The following is a 17,207-nucleotide window of genomic DNA, read 5'->3' as shown; positions in this document are numbered from 1 at the left end:
AGGGTGCGTGCGGTGTTCACTGGGTCACCGCCGGGAACTCGTCCCAGGTGCGGCCGTCGAGCTCGCGGCCGGCGGCCTTCTTACCCACGCGCCAGACGGCGGTGTAGCTGCCGATCGAGCCATCGGCCTCGGCCTCGTCCCCGGTGACCAACGCGCCGGACTTGGCGTTCACCCAGCCCGCAGGGTCGGTCCATGCCCACGGGTCGTGCTCGCGGTGGTGGGTCGCGTACTCGCCCCACTGCTTGAAGTGGAAGGCGACACCGGCGGCCTCGCACTGGTCGCGAAGGGAGCGCGCCCACTCGGGGTGCATCGGTCGAGCGCCGTGGCCAGACTCGCCACCGACGATGACCCAGTCGAGCGCGCTCCAGCAGCCGTTGTCTTCGCATGTCCGGCGGCGGTGATCGCACGTCTCGGTGAGGCCGAGGTCGACGGGTCCGAGGAGCGGCTCGCAGGACAGGAAGCGCACGGCGGCGGGGGTGTCGAGCAGCGCGGGGATGCGCAGGTCGGCGCGCTGCTGGTCCTCCACGGAGACGCCGAGCCACACGTTCGGCAGCGGCCACTGCGTTACGGGCTCCGCCACTTCCTCTCCCCGTGGGTGCTCGGTGGTGTAGACCGCCTCCCCGAACAGGTCGAGGAAGGCGTCACTCGAGAGCAGGGATCGCATGCGGCCGTGGCGCTTCGTGAGCACCTGGAAGGTGTGCTGCCCGGCGAGGGCCATGACGGCGAACACCTTGGCGATGTACTCGTCGGGGATGTCCTTGTGGAACAGGTCGGACATGGAGTTGACGAAGACGCGGCGCGGCCGCTGCCAGCGCAGGGGCTGGTCGAGGCGCTCGGGGTGCAGCGTGACCGCGAAGCCGTCGGGGTAGGCCTTCGTCCCGGCGAAGCGGTGGGCGATGGTCTCGGCGTAGCAGTGGTCGCAGCCGGGAGAGACCTTGCCGCAGCCGGTGACGGGGTTCCACGTGGCGTCGGTCCACTCGATCTTGGTCTTGTCGCTCATCGTCGTCTCCTTCGGTAGGTGGATCGGTGGTGTGCCCCGGACCCGGGGCGGGTGTCGTGTCCTGCACTGTCGTGGGGTCCGGGTGCTCCGGGGGGTGGCCCGTCAGGCGTTGGCCTTCCGTGCGGCCCACACGAGGTCGATCACGACGGGGAAGGCCTTACCGGTGGGGTCGACGACGTCCACGGCCCTGTCGAGACGAGAGCGGCATCCGCTCATGCACTCCTTGGCGTGCCGGCTTGCGGCGCGAAGGATGCGGCGGCCCTCCTCATGGCCCGGGATCCCTTCGCCTGCCCACGCGGCGATGAACCGCAGGTCGTCCCACGCGGCGGTGCGGACCGCGTCCAGCGACTCGGTGCGCGAGGGGTCAGAAGGGGGGTTCGTCGTAGGCACCGGAACCACCCCCGCCCCATCCCTGTTGGGCAGCTGCGGGCTGCTGCGCGGCCGGGCGGGACTGCTGCTGCGCTGGTGGCTGGGCTGCCTGCTGGCGGTACTGCTGCGCCTGCTGACCACCCCACCCGTCGTCCTGCGGAGCCTGCCGAGCGCCGCCGCTCTGGGTCTTCGTCACCTTGGCGGTGGCGTACCGCAGCGACGGGCCGACCTCGTCGACCTGCATCTCCATCACGGACCGCTTGGCGCCGGTCTCCTTGTCCTCCCAGTTGCGCTGGACGAGGCCGCCTGTGACGACGACACGCATCCCGCGAGCCAGGGACTCGGCAACATGCTCGGCCTGCTCGCGCCACACGCTGCAGCGCATGAACAGCGTCTCGCCATCCTCGAACTCGTTGGTCTGCTTGTTGAACTTCCGCGGTGTCGACGCCACGGTGAAGTTGGTGACAGCCGCGCCGCTCGGGGTGAACCGGAGCTCAGGGTCGGCTGTGAGGTTTCCGATCACGGTGATAGGGGTCTCGTTGCTCATGCTGCGGTGTCCTCTCGAGGTGCCGGCAGCTGGTCCGGTGACCAGTCCGCGGGTGGGTTCTGGATGGGCCATTCACGGGCCACGTCGTCGGGCTTGCCCTGTTTGCGCAGGTACCGGCCGAAGGACTCGGCCTGGCCCCGCTTCTCCATGACCTGCCACGCGTGCAGGTCCTTCGCGGCGCGCTGCACGAGGTGGGGGTGCCGCTGGGCGATGACCCACGCGATGCGTCCTGCGGCCAGGGCGTCGGCGGTTGCGCCGTGGGCTTCGGCCTCGGTGAGGGCGATCCCGTAGTGGGCGGCGACGTCGACGAGCTTGCGGGAGCCCTTGCGGTAGGTGTCGACGGCCTTGTCGAGGACGAACGTGTCGACGACGCACCCTTCGGTGGCGAGGTCCTCGAGGGCGGTGACTTCCTCGCGGTGGCCGTGGCGCATGCACTCGGCCCAAAGCATCGTCAGGTCGTAGGTGACGTTGTGGCCGACGATGGGCACGTCGTGCAGGGAGAGCGCGACGAGAGTCGAGGCGATGTCGAAGACGCCGACGGCTGCAGCCCGGCCGTTGTGCTGGGCGAAGTCCGTCGAGATCCCGTGCACTGCGGTTGCTCCGTCGGGGATGGGGATGCCGGGGTCGAGGAGCCACTCGTGGGTGATCGGCTTCTGGCCGGGGATGACGTGGATGATGGCGGCGGTGACGATGCGGTCGCGGTGCGGGTCGACGCCCGTGGTCTCGAGGTCGAAGAGGGCCAGGGGCCCGGTGTGCCAACTCATGCCGCCACCGCCCCGGACTCGATCGCGGACCGCAGCTCGGCCAGCTGCTCACCGGTCAGGTCGGCGACGGGCTGTGCGAACTGCTGCTCGGCGAGCTCCGCGAGCTGGCTGGTGGTGATGCCCTTGGCGCCCGCTGCGGCCACCACGTCCTGCCACGAGGACCCGCCCGGCTCGGGCTCGATCTCGCCGTCGGTGGGGGCGGGGTCGAGGTCGGCGTCGGCGGCGGCCTTGATGTCCGAGGCACGTCCCGTGATGAGGGCCTTGAGGTCGTCGTCCAGGTGCCCGGACGCGCCCGCTGCGCGCCACACGTTCTGGCAGTCCTCCACGCTGACCGCATCGGCGAGCATCTGCTCGTAGTCCGGGCGCTCCACGGCCGGGCCCTGCTCGAGCTGCAGCGCGCCACCGCTGCCAGCCTCCAGCTCGGTCGCTCCTGCCGGGGCGGCCGCCGCCATGACCTCGTTGAGCCTCTGCTTGGTGATGGCCAGGTCGAGGACGGGCACCACGTACTGCTTCGTCTCGCCGTTGCTGACGCTGGTGCGCTGCTGCAGCACGAGGTTCGCGGGCACGTAGTCCCCGACGAAGTTCGACAGCTCGACCATGTTCGGCAGCTCGGCCGCGGCGTTCCACCCGTGAGTCTCCAGGCGCCACACGCCGAGAGACTCGAGGTCGCGGAGCATGACGGACAGGCGGGTGGTGGGCTTCGCGTTGGCGTGCGCCGGGTCGTCAGGGTCGCACGGGGTGTCGGTCAGGACGTTGGTGTAGCCGTCGCACCGGTGGGTGCAGCCACCGCCGGACCACGTCTCCATCCACTGGGAGATGCCGCCCTTGACCGCGATGACGGGGATGGATCGCGCGTCGGTGACGACCTCGTACTCGGTCTTCGACCCGTTCTTCCACTCGCTGGCCGTGCCGCCGTAGAGGGTGGCGAGGGCTTCGATGTGGTCGCGGTTGCCGGAGGTGAACCGGAACCGGTCCAGCTTGTCCGGGCGGGTCTTGCCCGATCGGGTCGCGACCTTCTGGCCGATGCGGATGCGCCCGTGTTCGGCGTGCCGGCGCTGGATGGTGAGGATGGGCATGGTCAGGCCGCCTTCGTCGTCTCGGTGGTGGTCTTCGGGGTGACGGTCTTGCGGGTGCGCTTCGGCTTCGCCTTGCCGCTGGGGGTGATGGGGCGGTGATCGCCCCGGGCCACGTCCGCGCCGGTGGAGTGCATCCACTTCGCGATGGAGAGGCAGCCCTGGAACGCGTTCCACTCGGCGTCACCGGACGGCAGCGGGATGAGCTCGTAGGTGCGGCGCCGCAGGTTCAGCACGGCGGTGCCGACGATCCCCTTCGGCATCGCGACGATGTCCCCGTCGGGGGTCCACGCCTCCCGTGCCCGGCGGAGCGCGGTCAGCTGCAGGGCGTACTCGCCGTAGACCGACGTGGCGGCTCGGGTCGCGCTGCTCTTGTAGTCGATGAGCCAGAGGCCGCGCTTGGCAGGGTCGTCGACGCGGTTCGTCGGCATGCCCGGGATGTGCCCGTCGAGCGGCAGGCGCACGAGGAGGTCGAGGGTGCCGGCGTACCCGAGTCCGGGGTAGGCGACGGTCAGCTCGGTCGCTTCGACGTCGCGCTGCAGGTCGACGTCGAACTCGGTGAAGAACTTGAGGAGCTGCTCGACGAACGGGGCGCAGTCCTCGTCGCCGTCCTCGTAGGCCAGGTCGACGCCCAGGACGTGGGCCTCGGCGAGGGCGTGGACTCGGGAGCCCATGTCGGCGGCCTTGTCGCGGGCGACGGTGACCGATCGGGAGAGGTCCTTGCGGACGGTCTCGGGGTCCTCGGTGCGCAGCCGGTGGGTGAGGATGGGCAGCTGCTCGATGGCTTCCTCGGCAACGATCTTCGCGGCCCAGGGGACGAGGGCGGGCTTGGCGCAGCCGACGGACAGGGCGTTGGTGACGGAGATGAGTTGCTGCCCGGTCTGGGGGTGGTTGTAGTAGCGGCCCTGGGCGGTGGCTTCGGCGTGGCGGGGGCTGGTCATGACGGGTCCTTGGGGTCGTCGAGCCATCCGGCTCGGTGGGCGATGAGGGCGAAGACGCAGCCGGTGATGAAGAGGGCCACGTCAGACCGCCTCGGGAAGGGCGTCGTCGTGGGTGCAGTGGCGGCAGCACATGCCCGCGTGCTCGCACTCGCCCTGGTGTCGGCCGCAGGAGCGGCACGGGATCTCGGGGTCGTAGGTCTCGGGGTCGAAGTACGCGTCCACGTCACGCCTCCTTGGCCTGGCACCCGGACCAGCCGCACGTCTGGCCGGCGGGGTGGTCGTGGTGGAACGAGAGGGCGATGAGGCCCGCGATGACGTAGGCGGCGATGACCACGAGTGCGGCGCCCATGGCCTAGATCCCGTCCGCGTGGGGGCCGCAGTACGACCCGGCGTCGGCGTAGCTCGTGCAGGTCCCGACGATGCAGATCGCCGGTTCGGTGGCGGCGGACTCGAGGTCTTCGAGGAGCTGCTCGGCCTGGGGGAGGGTGAGTTCCCACGCGGTGGTGGCGTGCGCGGCCAGGGCGCCGGCGATGCGGTCCATGACGCGGTGGTGGGCCTGCACGGTCTCCGTGCTGGCGTGGGGGCGGCGGATCATCGTCTGCAGGCGGGCGAGGAGGACGAGGTCGGCCATGTGGCGGCGGGTGAGGTCGCGGGCGAGTTGCCGTGCGGCTTCGTCGGTGAGGCGGACGGTGACGAGGTGGATGTTGTCGCGGGTGATGGTCTGCTCGATGGTGAAGGGCGCGTTGAGGGTGACGCGGTCTTCGGGGTTGACGTCCGAGCGGGGGGAGCCGTGGGGGGAAGTCCGGCTGCTACCCCCGCTCGTCGTCCCGGCCTCCGCAGCAGCCAGCGGGGGAGCGGTAGCTGCCGTGGAGGAGGTCTGGTGGGTGCGGCAGGCGATCTTCACGCCGTCGCAGGTGGGGCAGTCGAGTCCGTTGTGGCGGATGTCGTGGCAGTTGGTCAGGTCGTGGTCTTGGGCGCGGCGGGCGGCGAGCTCGTCCGGGGTGAGGTGTCGAATGCGGTATCCGTCGATGCTCATCGGATAGCCTTTCTGTGATCTGGAGGGCCGGTTCTGACTTGGCGGTTGGGCCGGCCCTTCGGCATGTCTGGGGGTGGGTCAGGCGGAGCGGCGGAGGTCGAGCCACCGTTCGAGGCGCTGGAGGTCGTAGCGCCACTTCGGGCGCTGGTCGGTGCCGAGGTTCACGGCGAAGGCCTTGTACTCACCGCGGCGCGTGTTCCGGCGGACCGTGGTGAGGGACTCGGCCAGGACCTCCGCGATCTCGTCCGCGGTCGCCAGCGGCCTGCGGGCGCTCATCAGGACGCCCTTCGCATCTGCTGGTTGTCGATCGACCCGCTGCTGGGGGACACGCGGACCTCGAAAAGGACCGTCGTGGGGACCCCGAGGGCCTCCGCGATCTTGTCGCCGAGCTCCGTGGTGCAGGAGGAGCGTCGGCCTGAGAGGAGGTGGGAGATGAATCCCTTGGAGCAGCCGGCGTACCGGGCCAGTCGCGCCAGGCTGAACTGGTCCTGCTCCATGAGTGCGCGGAGGGTGTCCGCGCTCTTGAGCTTCATGTAGGCCCCCTTCGGCCATCGGTTTCTGCGTGTCATCACTGTCCCTTGCTAGACGGTTATCTGTCAAGTAGTACGGGACGATGATGCGTCTACTGCTAGACGGTTGTCAAGCAAATGACAGGCGTGTGGTTCCTTAGGGCCTGTAAACACGCGGGATTTGTGCCGACGAACTAGTAGACGCGGGGCTACTGTCGGCGTGTCATGTGGTGGTAGACGGAAGGTTGGCGGGCGTGGTTGAGGATCGGCAGTCCAGGACGGAGAGTTCTGGCGTGCCCACGATCAGCGAGCTCATCGAGCGACAGCGCCGCGACTCCGGCCTCTCCTACCGGGAGATGGCTGAGCGCGCGGCGCGTGCTGGCCTGCACATCAAGTTCCAGACCATCGCGAACCTCGCGACCACCCCGCCCAAGGAGTGGCCGAAGAGGGCCGAGACGATCCAAGCGCTCGCGGAGGGACTCGACGTCCCCGAGCGGCTCGTGGTTCTCGCCTTCGCGTGCTCGTTCGGTCTGGACGTCCAGCGTGATGAGTCGACGCTCGGACTGATGCTGCCGGCCGGGACTCGTCATCTCGATGAGGGCGTGCAGAGGGCAGTCGCCGCGATGGTGCGGTCGATCGTCGATGCTCGAGAGGACGTGGGGAACGATGAGCGTTCCGCCGCCAACACACAGGCCCCGGGGAGCGGGGCCAAGAGCGATTACGGCAAGGCGGCGCGCAAGGGCCGCCGGCAGATCGTCGACGAGCCAGGCGACGGCGCCTAGCGCCCGGGCTGTCGGTGTCCCGTGATGAGGTCACCGGCATGCACCACCCGCACCCGTGGCGCGCCCTCCGCGCCCTGACCGACTGGACGCTCCACTGGCGCGACCTCGGCGACGACGTGCTCGGCGTGACCGACTTTGACGAGCAGTCGGTGACGCTCACCACAGGCATGACGCAGGCACAGCGACGATCCACGGTCGCGCACGAGATCGTGCACGCCGAGCGCGGACCCGTCCCGCCCTGGCTGCAGGCGAGGGAGGAACGGGACGTGGACGCGGTGGCCGCGAGGTGGCTCATCCCGTGGCCGGTGCTTGTCGATGCGTGCCGGTGGGCTCGCACCCTCGAGGAGCTCGCCGAGGAGCTGTGGGTGGACGAGGCGACGGCGGAGTGTCGGCTGCGGCACCTGCATCCGAGCGAGAGGACGAAGCTGATGGAGGTGTGGGCGGATGACGCGCGAGCTCACGGACACTGACCGGGCGCTGCTGGATGTCTGGCGGCGGTGGCCGCACGATCATGAGCGGGATCGGCGGGTGAACGCCTACCGGGAGGTGGGCCTGTCGGAGACGCGGGCGGTGCAGGTCGTCAACCGTCTCCTGTCGGAACCGGCGGCGTACCAGTACGATCCGGTGACCGTTGCAAGGTTGCGGCGGCTCAGGGACTCGAGGGTGAGGCGGGCAGCATGAAGCGTGTCAGGGGAGTGGCCGCGACTGCGGCATTGGTGGGGGCCGTGCTGGGGTTGGGCGGGTGCGGCATCGCGCCGACCACGCCGACAGAGACGAGCACCTCGACGAGCAGCACCACGACGCAGGCGGCCATGCAGCGGGTGCAGCTCGCCGCGAACGCGTGCATGGTCGGGCACATCACCCAGGACGAGGGGACGTCCATCACCCTGGACACGAAGGGGTCCGAGGACGGGACCGGCGTGATCAGCGAAACGGTGGAGGACGTGGGGTGCGTGCTCGGGGAGCTCGAGGCACCGGACTACGTCACGCAGCACATCAGCACCACTCGCGCGCTCGACGGCCAGCAGACCGACGAGTGGGACGACATCGAGGCGCGGTGGACCTACCACCCGGACGACGGCCTGCAGATCACGTTCATCGACAGGGCGTGACCCGTGGGGCACGTCGTCGACAGGTGGACCGTCCCCAACCCCGACGGTGGGCGCCGGCTCAAGGGCCCGCGCCACGGCCGGGGGAAGCGGTGGCTCGCGCGGTGGGTCGAGCCCGACGGCCGAGAGCGGTCCCAGGCCTGCGCTTCGAAGGACGAAGCGCTGGCGGTGCTCGCGAAGGTCGACACCGACAAGCGCGCCGGCACCTACGTCACCCCGTCCACGGTCACCTTCCGCGAGTACGCGGAGGCGTGGCGGCGGCGGCAGGTGCATCACGCGCCGAGCACGGCCGACCAGGTCCGCTCGAGGCTGCAGAACCACGCGTACCCGGCGCTCGGTGACGTGCAGCTGGCGAAGGTCACGCGGGCGATGGTGCAGGACCTCGTCGCGGGGTCGGGGCTCGCGCCGTCGACGGTGCGGGTCCTCTACACCTACGTGTCCGCGGTCTTCGACAGCGCGGTCGAGGACCGGTTGATCGCGGTGACGCCGTGCCGGCGGATCACGATGCCCCGCGCGGAGACCGAGGCGGTCACGCCGATGAGCGTGGAGGAGGTCGCGCAGGTCGCGGACGCGGTCCCGGGCGCGCTGCGGGCGATGGTGTGGCTCGGTGCGGGGTCGGGGCTGCGGCCGGGGGAGCTGCGCGCGTTGACGGTTGACCGGGTTGCTGGCGGGGTGCTGGTCGTGGACCGGCAGCTCGCCGTGGGGTCGACGCGTGAGGGGCTGGTGTGGGGGCCGTTGAAGCGTCCCGGGTCGCGGCGGAGGGTGCCGCTCGCGGAGTCGACGGCGCGGATCCTCCAGGAGCATCTGGAGGCTCGTCCGCCTGGGCCGTCGGGTCTGGTGTTCACGGCCCGGTCGGGTGGCCCGCTGAGCAGGAGCCACCTGCAGTACGCGTGGCGTGAGGCTGCGGGCCGGCCGAAGGGGGAGGGGTGGCACGAGCTGCGGCACCATCACGCCAGCCTGCTGATCTCGGCGGGCCTGTCGCCGCGGGCGGTGGCGGACCGGTTGGGGCACGCGGACCCGTCGGAGACCCTGCGTACATATGCCCATCTGTGGCCGTCGGATCAGTCGTCGATCTTGGCAGCGATCGAGGGTGCGCACGGGGCGGTTTCTGGGTCCGTCTCAGGTCCGTCCGAGGCCGCCTAGGTCCGCGTCTGGTCCGTATCTCGCGGCTTCTAGCGACTCCCGGTGACGTCCCGTGACTACCCAGTTTCCCCCGGTATGCCGGGGGAAAGCCCGCCAATCGGCGGGCGGCGGGGGATGAGTCGGCCTGTAAGCCGGGTTCTGTCCCCCGGCACCGTCGCCGGTGCCGGGGTGACGGCCATCCATCTCGGGTCGCCGTTGCCGACGACCTCCAGCGTCCTACCCGTGTGCTCGGGCGGGCCGCCCTCGGACGCACACTGTCTGGACTTGCTCCGGGTGGGGTTTACCGAGCCGATCCGGTCACCCGGATCGCTGGTGGTCTCTTGCACCACCGTTTCACCCTTACCGCGACCGCCGAGGCGGTCGTGGCGGTCTGCTTTCTGTGGCACTGTCCCGCGGGTCACCCCGGGTGGCTGTTGGCCACCACCCTGCCCTGTGGAGCCCGGACTTTCCTCGACACCACCGAGGTGGTGACGCAGCCGTCCGGCCGACTCATCCGCCGAGCAGTCTACGGGTGCATCGGCACCCTTCGCGCCGGGTGGGTCGAGCCAAGACGGGCGTCACTCCCGGGTCGTGTGCCGCACCCACCCGGTCGTCGCCCCGACGAGCAGCACGACGACGCCGGCGATCACCGAGGGGACCGGCAGGAGGACGGCGACGCCGAGGCAGCCCAGCAGGCCGAGCGTCGGGATGACCCGGTGGACCCAGCCCCCCTCGAGCGTCCACGCGCTGGCGTTGGCGATCGCATAGTAGACGAGGACGCAGAAGCTCGAGAAGCCGATCGCCCCGTCGAGGTCCCCGAGCACGATGAGGACGATGACCACGGCGGTGACCACCGCCTCCGCCCGGCGCGGCACCGCGTGCGGACCGTCGACCAGGGCGAGGACGGGCGGCAGGTGCCTGTCCCGCGCCATGGCCAGGACGGTGCGCGAGACCCCCAGGGTGAGGGCGAGGAGCGCCCCGCCGGCGGCCACGACCGCGGCGATGCGCAGCGCCGGGCCGAGCCAGGGCCACGCCGAGATCTCCGCGGCCTCGGCCAGCGGCGCCTGCCGGGCCGCGAGCCACCCCACGCCGAAGCCCTGGGTCAGGGCGACGGCGACGAGGACGTAGACGGCCAGCACGATGCCCAGGGCGATGGCGATGGCCCGCGGGATCGTCCGGCGCGGGTCGGCGACCTCCTCGCCGAGCGTGGCCATGCGGGCGTACCCGGCGAAGGCGAAGAACAGGAACCCGGCGCCCTGGGCGATGCCGACCGGGCCGCCGGGCACCACCGGGTCGACCAGCGGCGCCTCGGCCAGCGCAGGAGGGCTGACGAGGAGCACGACGGCGAAGGTCACGACGAGCGCGAGGACGCCGACCGCGATGGCCAGGGCGACGCGGGCCGAGCGCTGCACGCCCTGCAGGTTGAGCGCGAGGACGGCGAGCACCGTCACGACGGCCACGACCCTCGACGCGTCGGGGAAGAGATGGACCCCGATCGTCATCGCCATGGCGGCGCACGAGGCGGTCTTGCCGGTGATGAAGGCCCAGCCCGCGAGGTGCCCCCACGGCACCCCGAGCTGCTCGCGCCCGTAGACGTAGGTCCCCCCGGACTGCGGGTGGACCGCGGCCAGGCGCGCGGAGGAGACGGCGTTGGCGACGGCGATGGCCGCGGCCAGCAGGATGGCGAAGGGGAGGCCGTCACCGGCAGCAGCGGCCGCCGGGGCGAAGACGACGAAGAGCCCCGCGCCGACCATCGCGGCGATCCCGATGCCCACGGCATCGAGCAGCCCCAGGCCGCGCCGCAGCGTGCCCGTGCTCCCACCCGGTGCGGTCGTCATGGCTCCAGACTGCCCCACCCTCGGTGGCCGCCGCAGGTGACGCGTCCCGTGGCGGCTTCAGTTCCCCCGCGCCGCGAGACGGGCGGCACCGATGATGCCGGCCTTGTTCTTCAACCTGGCCGGGACGATCTCGGTGCGCAGGTCCAGCAGCGGGAGGAAGCTCGCCGCCTGCTTGCTGACGCCACCGCCGACGACGATGAGGTCGGGCCAGAAGAGCGACTCCAGGTGGGAGTAGTACGTCTGCAGCCGCTCGGCCCACTGCTCCATGGTGAGGGCGTCGCGCTCGCGCACCGACTCGGCCGCGCGGGACTCCGCGTCGTGCCCCTCGATCTCCAGGTGCCCGAGCTCGGTGTTGGGCACGAGGTGGCCGTCGACGAGGAGGGCGCTGCCGATGCCGGTGCCCAGGGTCGTCACGAGCACGACGCCGTCGACCCCCTTCGCCGCACCGTGGTGGCGCTCGGCGACGCCCGCGGCGTCCGCGTCGTTGACGATGTGCACCTCGCGCCCGAGCCGGTCGGCGAAGAGCGCGCGCGCATCCGTGTCGATCCACGACTTGTCGATGTTGGCGGCCGTCCGCACGACCCCGTGGGTGACGACGGCCGGCAGGGTGATGCCGAGGGGCACCGACGTCTTGACCGAGAAGTGCTCGGCGATCTGCTCCACGACGTCGCACACCGCCTCGGGGGTGGACTCCTCCGGGGTGGCCACCCTCAGCCGGTCGTCGGTGAAGACGCCCTTGTCGAGGTCGACGGGGGCGCCCTTGATGCCCGATCCCCCGATGTCGATGCCGAGTGCGTCGAACTTCTTGCTCATCGTCGTGCCTTCCAGCTCAGGGGAGGGTGAGGATCTCGTTGCCGGAGTCGGTGACCAGGATCGTGTGCTCGAACTGCGCGGACCGCCGACGGTCCCGCGTCACGACCGTCCACCCGTCGTCCCACAGCTCCCAGTCCGGGGTGCCGAGGTTGAGCATGGGCTCGATCGTGAAGGTCATGCCCGGCTCGATGACCGTGTCGTACTGCGGCGCCGCGTCGTAGTGGGGGATGACGAGCCCGGAGTGGAAGGCGCTGCCGATGCCGTGGCCGGTGTAGTCGCGCACGACCCCGTAGCCGAAGCGCTCGGCGTACTTCTCGATGACCCGACCGATGACGTTGACCTGCCGTCCGGGCAGCGCGGCCCTGATCCCGCGCATCATCGCCTCGTGGGTCCGCTCGACGAGCAGCCGGGACTCCTCGTCCGGATCGCCGGCGAAGAAGGTCGCGTTGGTGTCGCCGTGGACGCCGCCGACGTAGGCGGTGATGTCGATGTTGACCAGATCGCCGTCCTCGAGGGGCCGGCTGTCGGGGATACCGTGGCAGACGACCTCGTTGACGGACGTGCACAGCGACTTGGGGAAGCCGCGGTAGCCGAGCGTCGAGGGGTAGGCGCCGTGGTCGAGGAGGAACTCGTGGCCGACCCGGTCGACCTCCTCCGTCGTGACGCCGGGAGCGACGGCGGCCCCGGCCGCGGCGAGGGCCTGGGCGGCGACCCGCGAGGCGTGGCGCATCCGCTCGATCGTCTCCGGGTCCTTGATCTCGCTGCCGGACCACGGCTCGGGAGCCGGTCGGTCGACGTACTCGGGGCGCGTGATCGCCGCCGGCACGGGGCGGCGCGGGGACACGGCGCCGGGGGTCACGGTTGCGACGGGGGCGTGCATGCGGTGAAGTCTAGGCAACGAGAGCGTGGCCGATGCGCTCCGGTCTGCGGGTGCGACCCGCGAGGAAGGACGGCAGACGATGGCGTACTGGTTCAACATCGAGACCGGTCAGGTCGAGTCCGACGAGAACCGCTCCCAGGGCGAGGACGTCATGGGCCCCTACGGGACCGAGGCCGAGGCGGCGGCGGCGCTGGCCACGGCCCGCGCCAAGACGGAGGCCTGGGACGAGCAGGACCGCAAGGACCGCGAGTGGGAGACCGGCGACGCCGGCGCCTGACCCGCACCATGACGAAGGGAGCCGCCCCGGTGACCGGGGCGGCTCCCTTCGCGCGCTCAGCGGGGACGGTGGAGCGTGAGCGCCCAGGACCCGTCGCCGGGCCACGGCTGCGCGTCCCACGAGGCGTAGCGGGTGACGAGCGAGAGGTCCGCGGCGAAGGCCGCGCGCTCGAAGTCCTCGGCGCTCACCGCGGCGGCACCCGGCGGCTGGTGGCCGGGCAGCGCCCAGCCGCAGACCAGCCGGCCGTCCGGGGCCAGGTGCGCGCGCATGCGGCGCAGGACGTCGACGAGGGTCCCGTCGGCGAGGAAGGGCACGACATTGCCCGCGAGGACGACGACGTCGAAGGTCTGCGCGGTGAGCCACAGCGTCGCGAGGTCCGCGTGCACGAAGCGGGTCACGTCGTCGCGCTCACGGGCCACCTCGATCATCGCCCCGTCGGCGTCGACACCCACGACGTCGTGGCCGAGGGCGGTGAGGGCGGAGGCGATGCGACCCGTCCCGCACCCGGCGTCGAGGATGCGGGCGGGGGGCGCGTGGAGGGCGTGGACGAAACGCGCCTCACCGTCCAGGTCGACGCCCTGGGCGGCCAGCTCGTCGAAGCGCCGCTGGTAGGCGTAGGCCGCGTCGATCCCTCCCGACACCTCCGACCACCGGGTGCGGATCTCGGGCAGCTCGCCGGTGGCCATCGTCAGCTCTCGAAGGAGTGCTCGGTCGCGGGGAAGCTGCCGGCCGCGACGTCGGCGGCGTAGGCGCGGGCCGCGTCGCCCAGCACGGTGGACAGGTCGGCGTAGCGCTTGACGAAGCGGGGGGCCCGGCCCGAGCGCAGCCCGGCCATGTCCTGCCAGACGAGGACCTGGGCGTCGCAGTCGGGACCGGCGCCGATGCCGATGGTCGGGATGCGCAGCTCACGGGTGACGGCGGCCGCGGACGCTGCCGGCACCATCTCCATGACGACGGCGAAGGCGCCGGCCTCCTGCACGGCGCGAGCGTCCTCGAGGAGGCGGTCGGCGGCGTCGCCGCGACCCTGGACGCGGTACCCGCCGAGCGTGTGCTCGCTCTGCGGCGTGAAGCCGATGTGCGCCATGACGGGGATGCCCCCCTTCGCCATCCGCTCGATCGTCGGCGCCATCTCGACGCCGCCCTCGAGCTTGACCGCGTGCGCCAGGCCTTCCTTCATGAGGCGGGCCGCGGAGAGGTAGCCCTGCTCGGGGGAGGCCTGGTAGGTCCCGAAGGGGAGGTCCGCCACGACGAGCGCGCTGGAGGCCGCGCCGGCGACGGCCCGGGTGAGCGGGATCATCTCCTCGAGCGTGACCGGGACGGTCGTCTCGTACCCGTAGACGTTGTTGCCGGCGGAGTCGCCGACGAGCAGCACGGGGATGCCGGCCTCGTCGAAGACCTGTGCCGCATACATGTCGTAGGCGGTGAGCATCGCCCAGCGCTCGCCCTTCTCCTTCATGGCCTGCAGGTGGGGGATGCGGACCCGCCGGCGCGGGGCGGCGGGTGCGGCGGCGGACCCCGAGCCGTACGGGGCGGCCGTGTCGGCCGGGAGGGTGGGGGCGTCGGGCGTGGAGGGCGAGCTCATGGCCACATGCTAGGCCGCGGGGCCCCGGGCACGGAGACGTCCCGGCGAGGGTAAGGATTCCTTCAGGAAGTCCTGCGAACCCCCCCATGTGCCGTCAGATCTTGATTGAGTGCGCTCACCGCTTGTGGCAGACGCCACAACATCTCAGGAGGATCCGTGAAGAGACGCCACACCCATGTCGTGTCCGGACTCGCCGCTGGCGCCCTCGCCCTCACCCTCGCCCCGCTGTCGGCGAGCGCTGGGACGACGGCCGGCGTGGCACCCGACGACAGGGCCGCATCGACGGCCCGGCCCGACGACCTGCCGAACCCGCTCGGCGACGCGCAGCGGGAGCTGCGTCGGGCCGCGGTCGACCAGCTCATGCGCGGCGAGGCCAAGGTCGTGACCAAGAACGGCACCAAGGTCATCGAGGTCAAGAGCGAGGACGCCCCCGAGCGCCACGCCAAGGGCACGGCGAAGAAGCCCCCGCGCACCAAGTACGTGCAGTACGACGTCAACCGTGAGGCCTCGATCTTCACGATCCTCACCGATTTCGGCGACCAGACCCTGCCCGCGACAGGTGGCGCGCCCGGGCCGGTCAACAACTCGATCCCCGAGCCCGACCGCACCGAGAACAACACGACGATCTGGGACGAGGACTTCGGCCGCGAGCACTACACCGACCTGATGTTCGCCGAGGGCAAGGAGTCCTTCAAGGACTTCTACCTCAAGCAGTCCAACGGCCGCTTCCTCACCACGGGCGACGTCTCCGACTGGGTGAGGGTCCCGTACAACGAGGCCCGATACGGCCACAACCCCGTCGCCGGCGACGGCACGAGCGAGGCCGACGGCTACTGGAACTACATCAAGGACACCGCCCAGGCCTGGTACGACGACCAGAAGGCCCAGGGCAAGAGCGACGCCGAGATCAAGGAGTACCTGGCCCAGTTCGACGTCTGGGACCGGTACGACTTCGACGGTGACGGCGACTTCAACGAGCCCGACGGGTACATCGACCACTTCCAGGCGATCCACGCCGGCGAAGGGGAGGAGGCCGGGGGCGGCGCGGAGGGCGAGGACGCCATCTGGAGCCACCGCTGGTACGCCTTCTCCAACAACCTCGGCAAGGCCGGCCCGGAGCAGAACAAGCTCGGCGGCGTACCCCTCGGCGACTCCGGCATCTGGATCGGTGACTACACCACCGAGCCCGAGAACGGTGGCCTCGGCGTCTTCACCCACGAGTTCGGCCACGACCTCGGCCTGCCGGACCTGTACGACACGGCCGGTGGTGACAACGGCACCGGCTTCTGGACTCTGATGTCGGGCGGCTCGTGGCTGGGTGACGGCACCGAGGACATCGGCTCCAGCCCCGGCTACATGGGCGCGTGGGAGAAGCTGCAGCTCGGCTGGCTGGACGTCAAGGCCATGCAGCCCGGCGAGCGGGCCAAGGTCGACCTCGGCCCGGCCGACCGGGACAGCGCCAAGCTGCCGCAGGCCCTCGGTGTCGTGCTCCCCGAGCGCGATGTCACCACGGACTACAACACGCCGCACTCCGGCAGCTACGAGTGGTGGTCCGGGTCCGGTGACGACCTCAACAACTCGCTCACCCGCGAGATCGACCTGACCGGCGCCTCGTCGGCCTCGGTCACGGCCCAGATGGCCACCGACATCGAGACCGGCTACGACTTCCTCTACACCGAGGTGAGCACCGACGGCGGCTCGACGTGGACCGAGCTCGCGGCCGACGACACCGAGGACATGACCTGGCACGCGGAGACCACGGACCTCACTGCCTACGCGGGCGACAAGGTCCTCTTCCGCTGGCGCTACCAGACCGACGGTGGACTCGCCAAGACCGGCGCCTTCATCGACGACATCACCATCACGGTCGACGGCCGGGCCGTCCTCACCGACGACGTCGAGTCGGGTGACAACGGCTGGACCGCCGACGGGTTCACCCGGATGACGGGGTCGACCACCGAGGCCGTCCAGGACTACTACCTGGCGGAGAACCGCGTGTACTCCGGCTACGACGAGAACCTCAAGACCGGTCCGTACAACTTCGGCTGGGCCTCCACCCGGCCGGACTGGGTCGAGCGGTTCCCTTACCAGGACGGTCTGCTCGTCTGGTTCGCCAACGGCGAGTACAAGGACAACAACACCAGCTCCCACCCCGGGGGTGGGCTGGCCCTCCCGGTCGACGCCCGCCCGGCGCCGGTCACCTTCGAGAACGGCCGGCTGCTCGGCAACCGCCGTCAGCCCTTCGACGCCACCTTCGGCAAGCAGCGCACCGACGCGGTGACCTTCCACAACAACGGCATCGCCGAGACGGTGCCGTCGAGCAAGGGCATCGCGACCTTCGACGACTCCGACCCGGACCGCTACTGGTCCGCGGACAACCCGTGGAGCTCGACCAAGGTCGCCGGGTCCGGCACGAGGATCACGGTCAAGGCGCAGCACGGCGACGAGATGAAGCTCGACGTCCGCGCCGGCGAGTGAGGCCGTCGGCCTGACGCACACGGGCCCGTCCGTCCCCCCTTCACCGGGGGCGGGCGGGCCCGCGGCGCGTGCCCGCACAGGCCCCCC

The 17,207-nt window shown here is 71.0% G+C and carries 22 protein-coding genes and 1 other RNA gene; 6 read left to right on the top strand and 17 right to left on the bottom strand.

Translation table 11 applies throughout. The annotated features are described in order from the left end of the window. Positions 1–16: 16 nt before the first annotated feature. From ABC138_RS12610 to ABC138_RS12560, 11 genes are all read right to left on the bottom strand, one after another. Complete coding sequence (locus ABC138_RS12610) at positions 17–1,000, bottom strand: phage Gp37/Gp68 family protein (protein WP_345913873.1); 984 nt, start codon at positions 998–1,000, stop codon at positions 17–19. A gap of 102 nt (positions 1,001–1,102) precedes the next feature. Then, the gene (locus tag ABC138_RS12605) at positions 1,103–1,390 is read right to left on the bottom strand and encodes a hypothetical protein (protein WP_345913871.1); all 288 of its coding nucleotides are present in this window, start codon (positions 1,388–1,390) and stop codon (positions 1,103–1,105) included. Then, positions 1,365–1,916: a single-stranded DNA-binding protein gene (locus ABC138_RS12600; RefSeq protein WP_345913870.1), complete on the bottom strand. Its 552-nt coding sequence runs from the start codon at positions 1,914–1,916 to the stop codon at positions 1,365–1,367. Before ABC138_RS12600 ends, ABC138_RS12605 begins: the two co-directional genes overlap by 26 nt. Next, positions 1,913–2,680 carry an exonuclease domain-containing protein gene (locus ABC138_RS12595; protein ID WP_345913869.1) on the bottom strand — a complete coding sequence of 256 codons (768 nt, stop codon included), beginning with the start codon at positions 2,678–2,680 and terminating at the stop codon, positions 1,913–1,915. Before ABC138_RS12595 ends, ABC138_RS12600 begins: the two co-directional genes overlap by 4 nt. Then, a complete protein-coding gene (locus ABC138_RS12590) occupies positions 2,677–3,756 on the bottom strand; it encodes a hypothetical protein (protein ID WP_345913868.1) in 1,080 nt (359 codons plus the stop codon). Before ABC138_RS12590 ends, ABC138_RS12595 begins: the two co-directional genes overlap by 4 nt. A 2-nt stretch (positions 3,757–3,758) precedes the next feature. Then, on the bottom strand, positions 3,759–4,694 hold the full coding sequence (locus tag ABC138_RS12585) for a hypothetical protein (RefSeq protein ID WP_345913867.1): 936 nt from the start codon (positions 4,692–4,694) through the stop codon (positions 3,759–3,761). An 81-nt stretch (positions 4,695–4,775) separates the two neighbouring features. Continuing rightward, a complete protein-coding gene (locus ABC138_RS12580) occupies positions 4,776–4,916 on the bottom strand; it encodes a hypothetical protein (protein WP_345913866.1) in 141 nt (46 codons plus the stop codon). Position 4,917: 1 nt separating this feature from the next. Next, positions 4,918–5,043: a hypothetical protein gene (locus ABC138_RS12575; RefSeq protein ID WP_345913865.1), complete on the bottom strand. Its 126-nt coding sequence runs from the start codon at positions 5,041–5,043 to the stop codon at positions 4,918–4,920. Between the two features lie 3 nt (positions 5,044–5,046). Next, entirely contained in the window at positions 5,047–5,730 is a 684-nt protein-coding gene (locus tag ABC138_RS12570) for a hypothetical protein (protein WP_345913864.1), read from the bottom strand. 78 nt (positions 5,731–5,808) lie between these two features. Then, entirely contained in the window at positions 5,809–6,006 is a 198-nt protein-coding gene (locus ABC138_RS12565) for a hypothetical protein (protein ID WP_345913863.1), read from the bottom strand. Further along, entirely contained in the window at positions 6,006–6,263 is a 258-nt protein-coding gene (locus ABC138_RS12560; protein ID WP_345913862.1) for a helix-turn-helix transcriptional regulator, read from the bottom strand. The genes ABC138_RS12565 and ABC138_RS12560 overlap by 1 nt, the downstream gene beginning before the upstream one ends. Before the next feature lie 269 nt (positions 6,264–6,532). On the opposite strand from ABC138_RS12560, the gene ABC138_RS12555 reads away from it, so the two are divergent. From ABC138_RS12555 to ABC138_RS12540, 4 genes are all read left to right on the top strand, one after another. Beyond that, positions 6,533–7,021, top strand: a complete 489-nt coding sequence (locus ABC138_RS12555) for a hypothetical protein (protein WP_345913861.1) — start codon at positions 6,533–6,535, stop codon at positions 7,019–7,021. Between the two features lie 38 nt (positions 7,022–7,059). Next, entirely contained in the window at positions 7,060–7,491 is a 432-nt protein-coding gene (locus ABC138_RS12550) for an ImmA/IrrE family metallo-endopeptidase (protein WP_345913859.1), read from the top strand. Between the two features lie 207 nt (positions 7,492–7,698). Then, positions 7,699–8,133 (top strand): hypothetical protein, encoded by a 435-nt coding sequence (locus ABC138_RS12545; RefSeq protein ID WP_345913858.1) that lies wholly within the window; start codon positions 7,699–7,701, stop codon positions 8,131–8,133. 3 nt (positions 8,134–8,136) lie between these two features. After that, positions 8,137–9,273, top strand: a complete 1,137-nt coding sequence (locus tag ABC138_RS12540; protein ID WP_345913857.1) for a site-specific integrase — start codon at positions 8,137–8,139, stop codon at positions 9,271–9,273. 111 nt (positions 9,274–9,384) lie between these two features. Here ABC138_RS12540 and rnpB read toward each other — a convergent pair. From rnpB to map, 4 genes are all read right to left on the bottom strand, one after another. Continuing rightward, positions 9,385–9,765, bottom strand: an RNA gene (rnpB, locus tag ABC138_RS12535) — RNase P RNA component class A. Positions 9,766–9,830: 65 nt separating this feature from the next. Beyond that, a complete protein-coding gene (locus ABC138_RS12530; protein WP_345913856.1) occupies positions 9,831–11,090 on the bottom strand; it encodes an APC family permease in 1,260 nt (419 codons plus the stop codon). Positions 11,091–11,147: 57 nt separating this feature from the next. Then, entirely contained in the window at positions 11,148–11,903 is a 756-nt protein-coding gene (locus ABC138_RS12525; RefSeq protein WP_345913855.1) for an ROK family protein, read from the bottom strand. Positions 11,904–11,919: 16 nt separating this feature from the next. Next, positions 11,920–12,783, bottom strand: coding sequence for a type I methionyl aminopeptidase (gene map, locus ABC138_RS12520; protein WP_345913853.1), 864 nt, complete (start codon positions 12,781–12,783; stop codon positions 11,920–11,922). A gap of 79 nt (positions 12,784–12,862) precedes the next feature. On the opposite strand from map, the gene ABC138_RS12515 reads away from it, so the two are divergent. Further along, entirely contained in the window at positions 12,863–13,060 is a 198-nt protein-coding gene (locus ABC138_RS12515; protein ID WP_345913852.1) for a methionine aminopeptidase, read from the top strand. Positions 13,061–13,116: 56 nt separating this feature from the next. Here the strand turns inward: ABC138_RS12515 and ABC138_RS12510 are convergent, their stop codons facing one another. Further along, positions 13,117–13,746, bottom strand: coding sequence for a class I SAM-dependent methyltransferase (locus ABC138_RS12510; protein WP_345913851.1), 630 nt, complete (start codon positions 13,744–13,746; stop codon positions 13,117–13,119). 2 nt (positions 13,747–13,748) lie between these two features. Continuing rightward, positions 13,749–14,642, bottom strand: coding sequence for a 3-methyl-2-oxobutanoate hydroxymethyltransferase (gene panB / locus ABC138_RS12505; RefSeq protein WP_345913850.1), 894 nt, complete (start codon positions 14,640–14,642; stop codon positions 13,749–13,751). Between the two features lie 156 nt (positions 14,643–14,798). On the opposite strand from panB, the gene ABC138_RS12500 reads away from it, so the two are divergent. Beyond that, positions 14,799–17,120, top strand: coding sequence for an immune inhibitor A domain-containing protein (locus ABC138_RS12500; RefSeq protein WP_345913849.1), 2,322 nt, complete (start codon positions 14,799–14,801; stop codon positions 17,118–17,120). Positions 17,121–17,207 lie beyond the last annotated feature (87 nt).

Origin of the sequence: Janibacter sp. LM, from assembly GCF_039631275.1 — a bacterium.
Classification (GTDB): Bacteria; Actinomycetota; Actinomycetes; order Actinomycetales; family Dermatophilaceae; genus Janibacter; species Janibacter terrae.
Note: the sequence above shows the minus strand (reverse complement) of the source record. Positions and strands in the feature narration are given on the sequence as shown.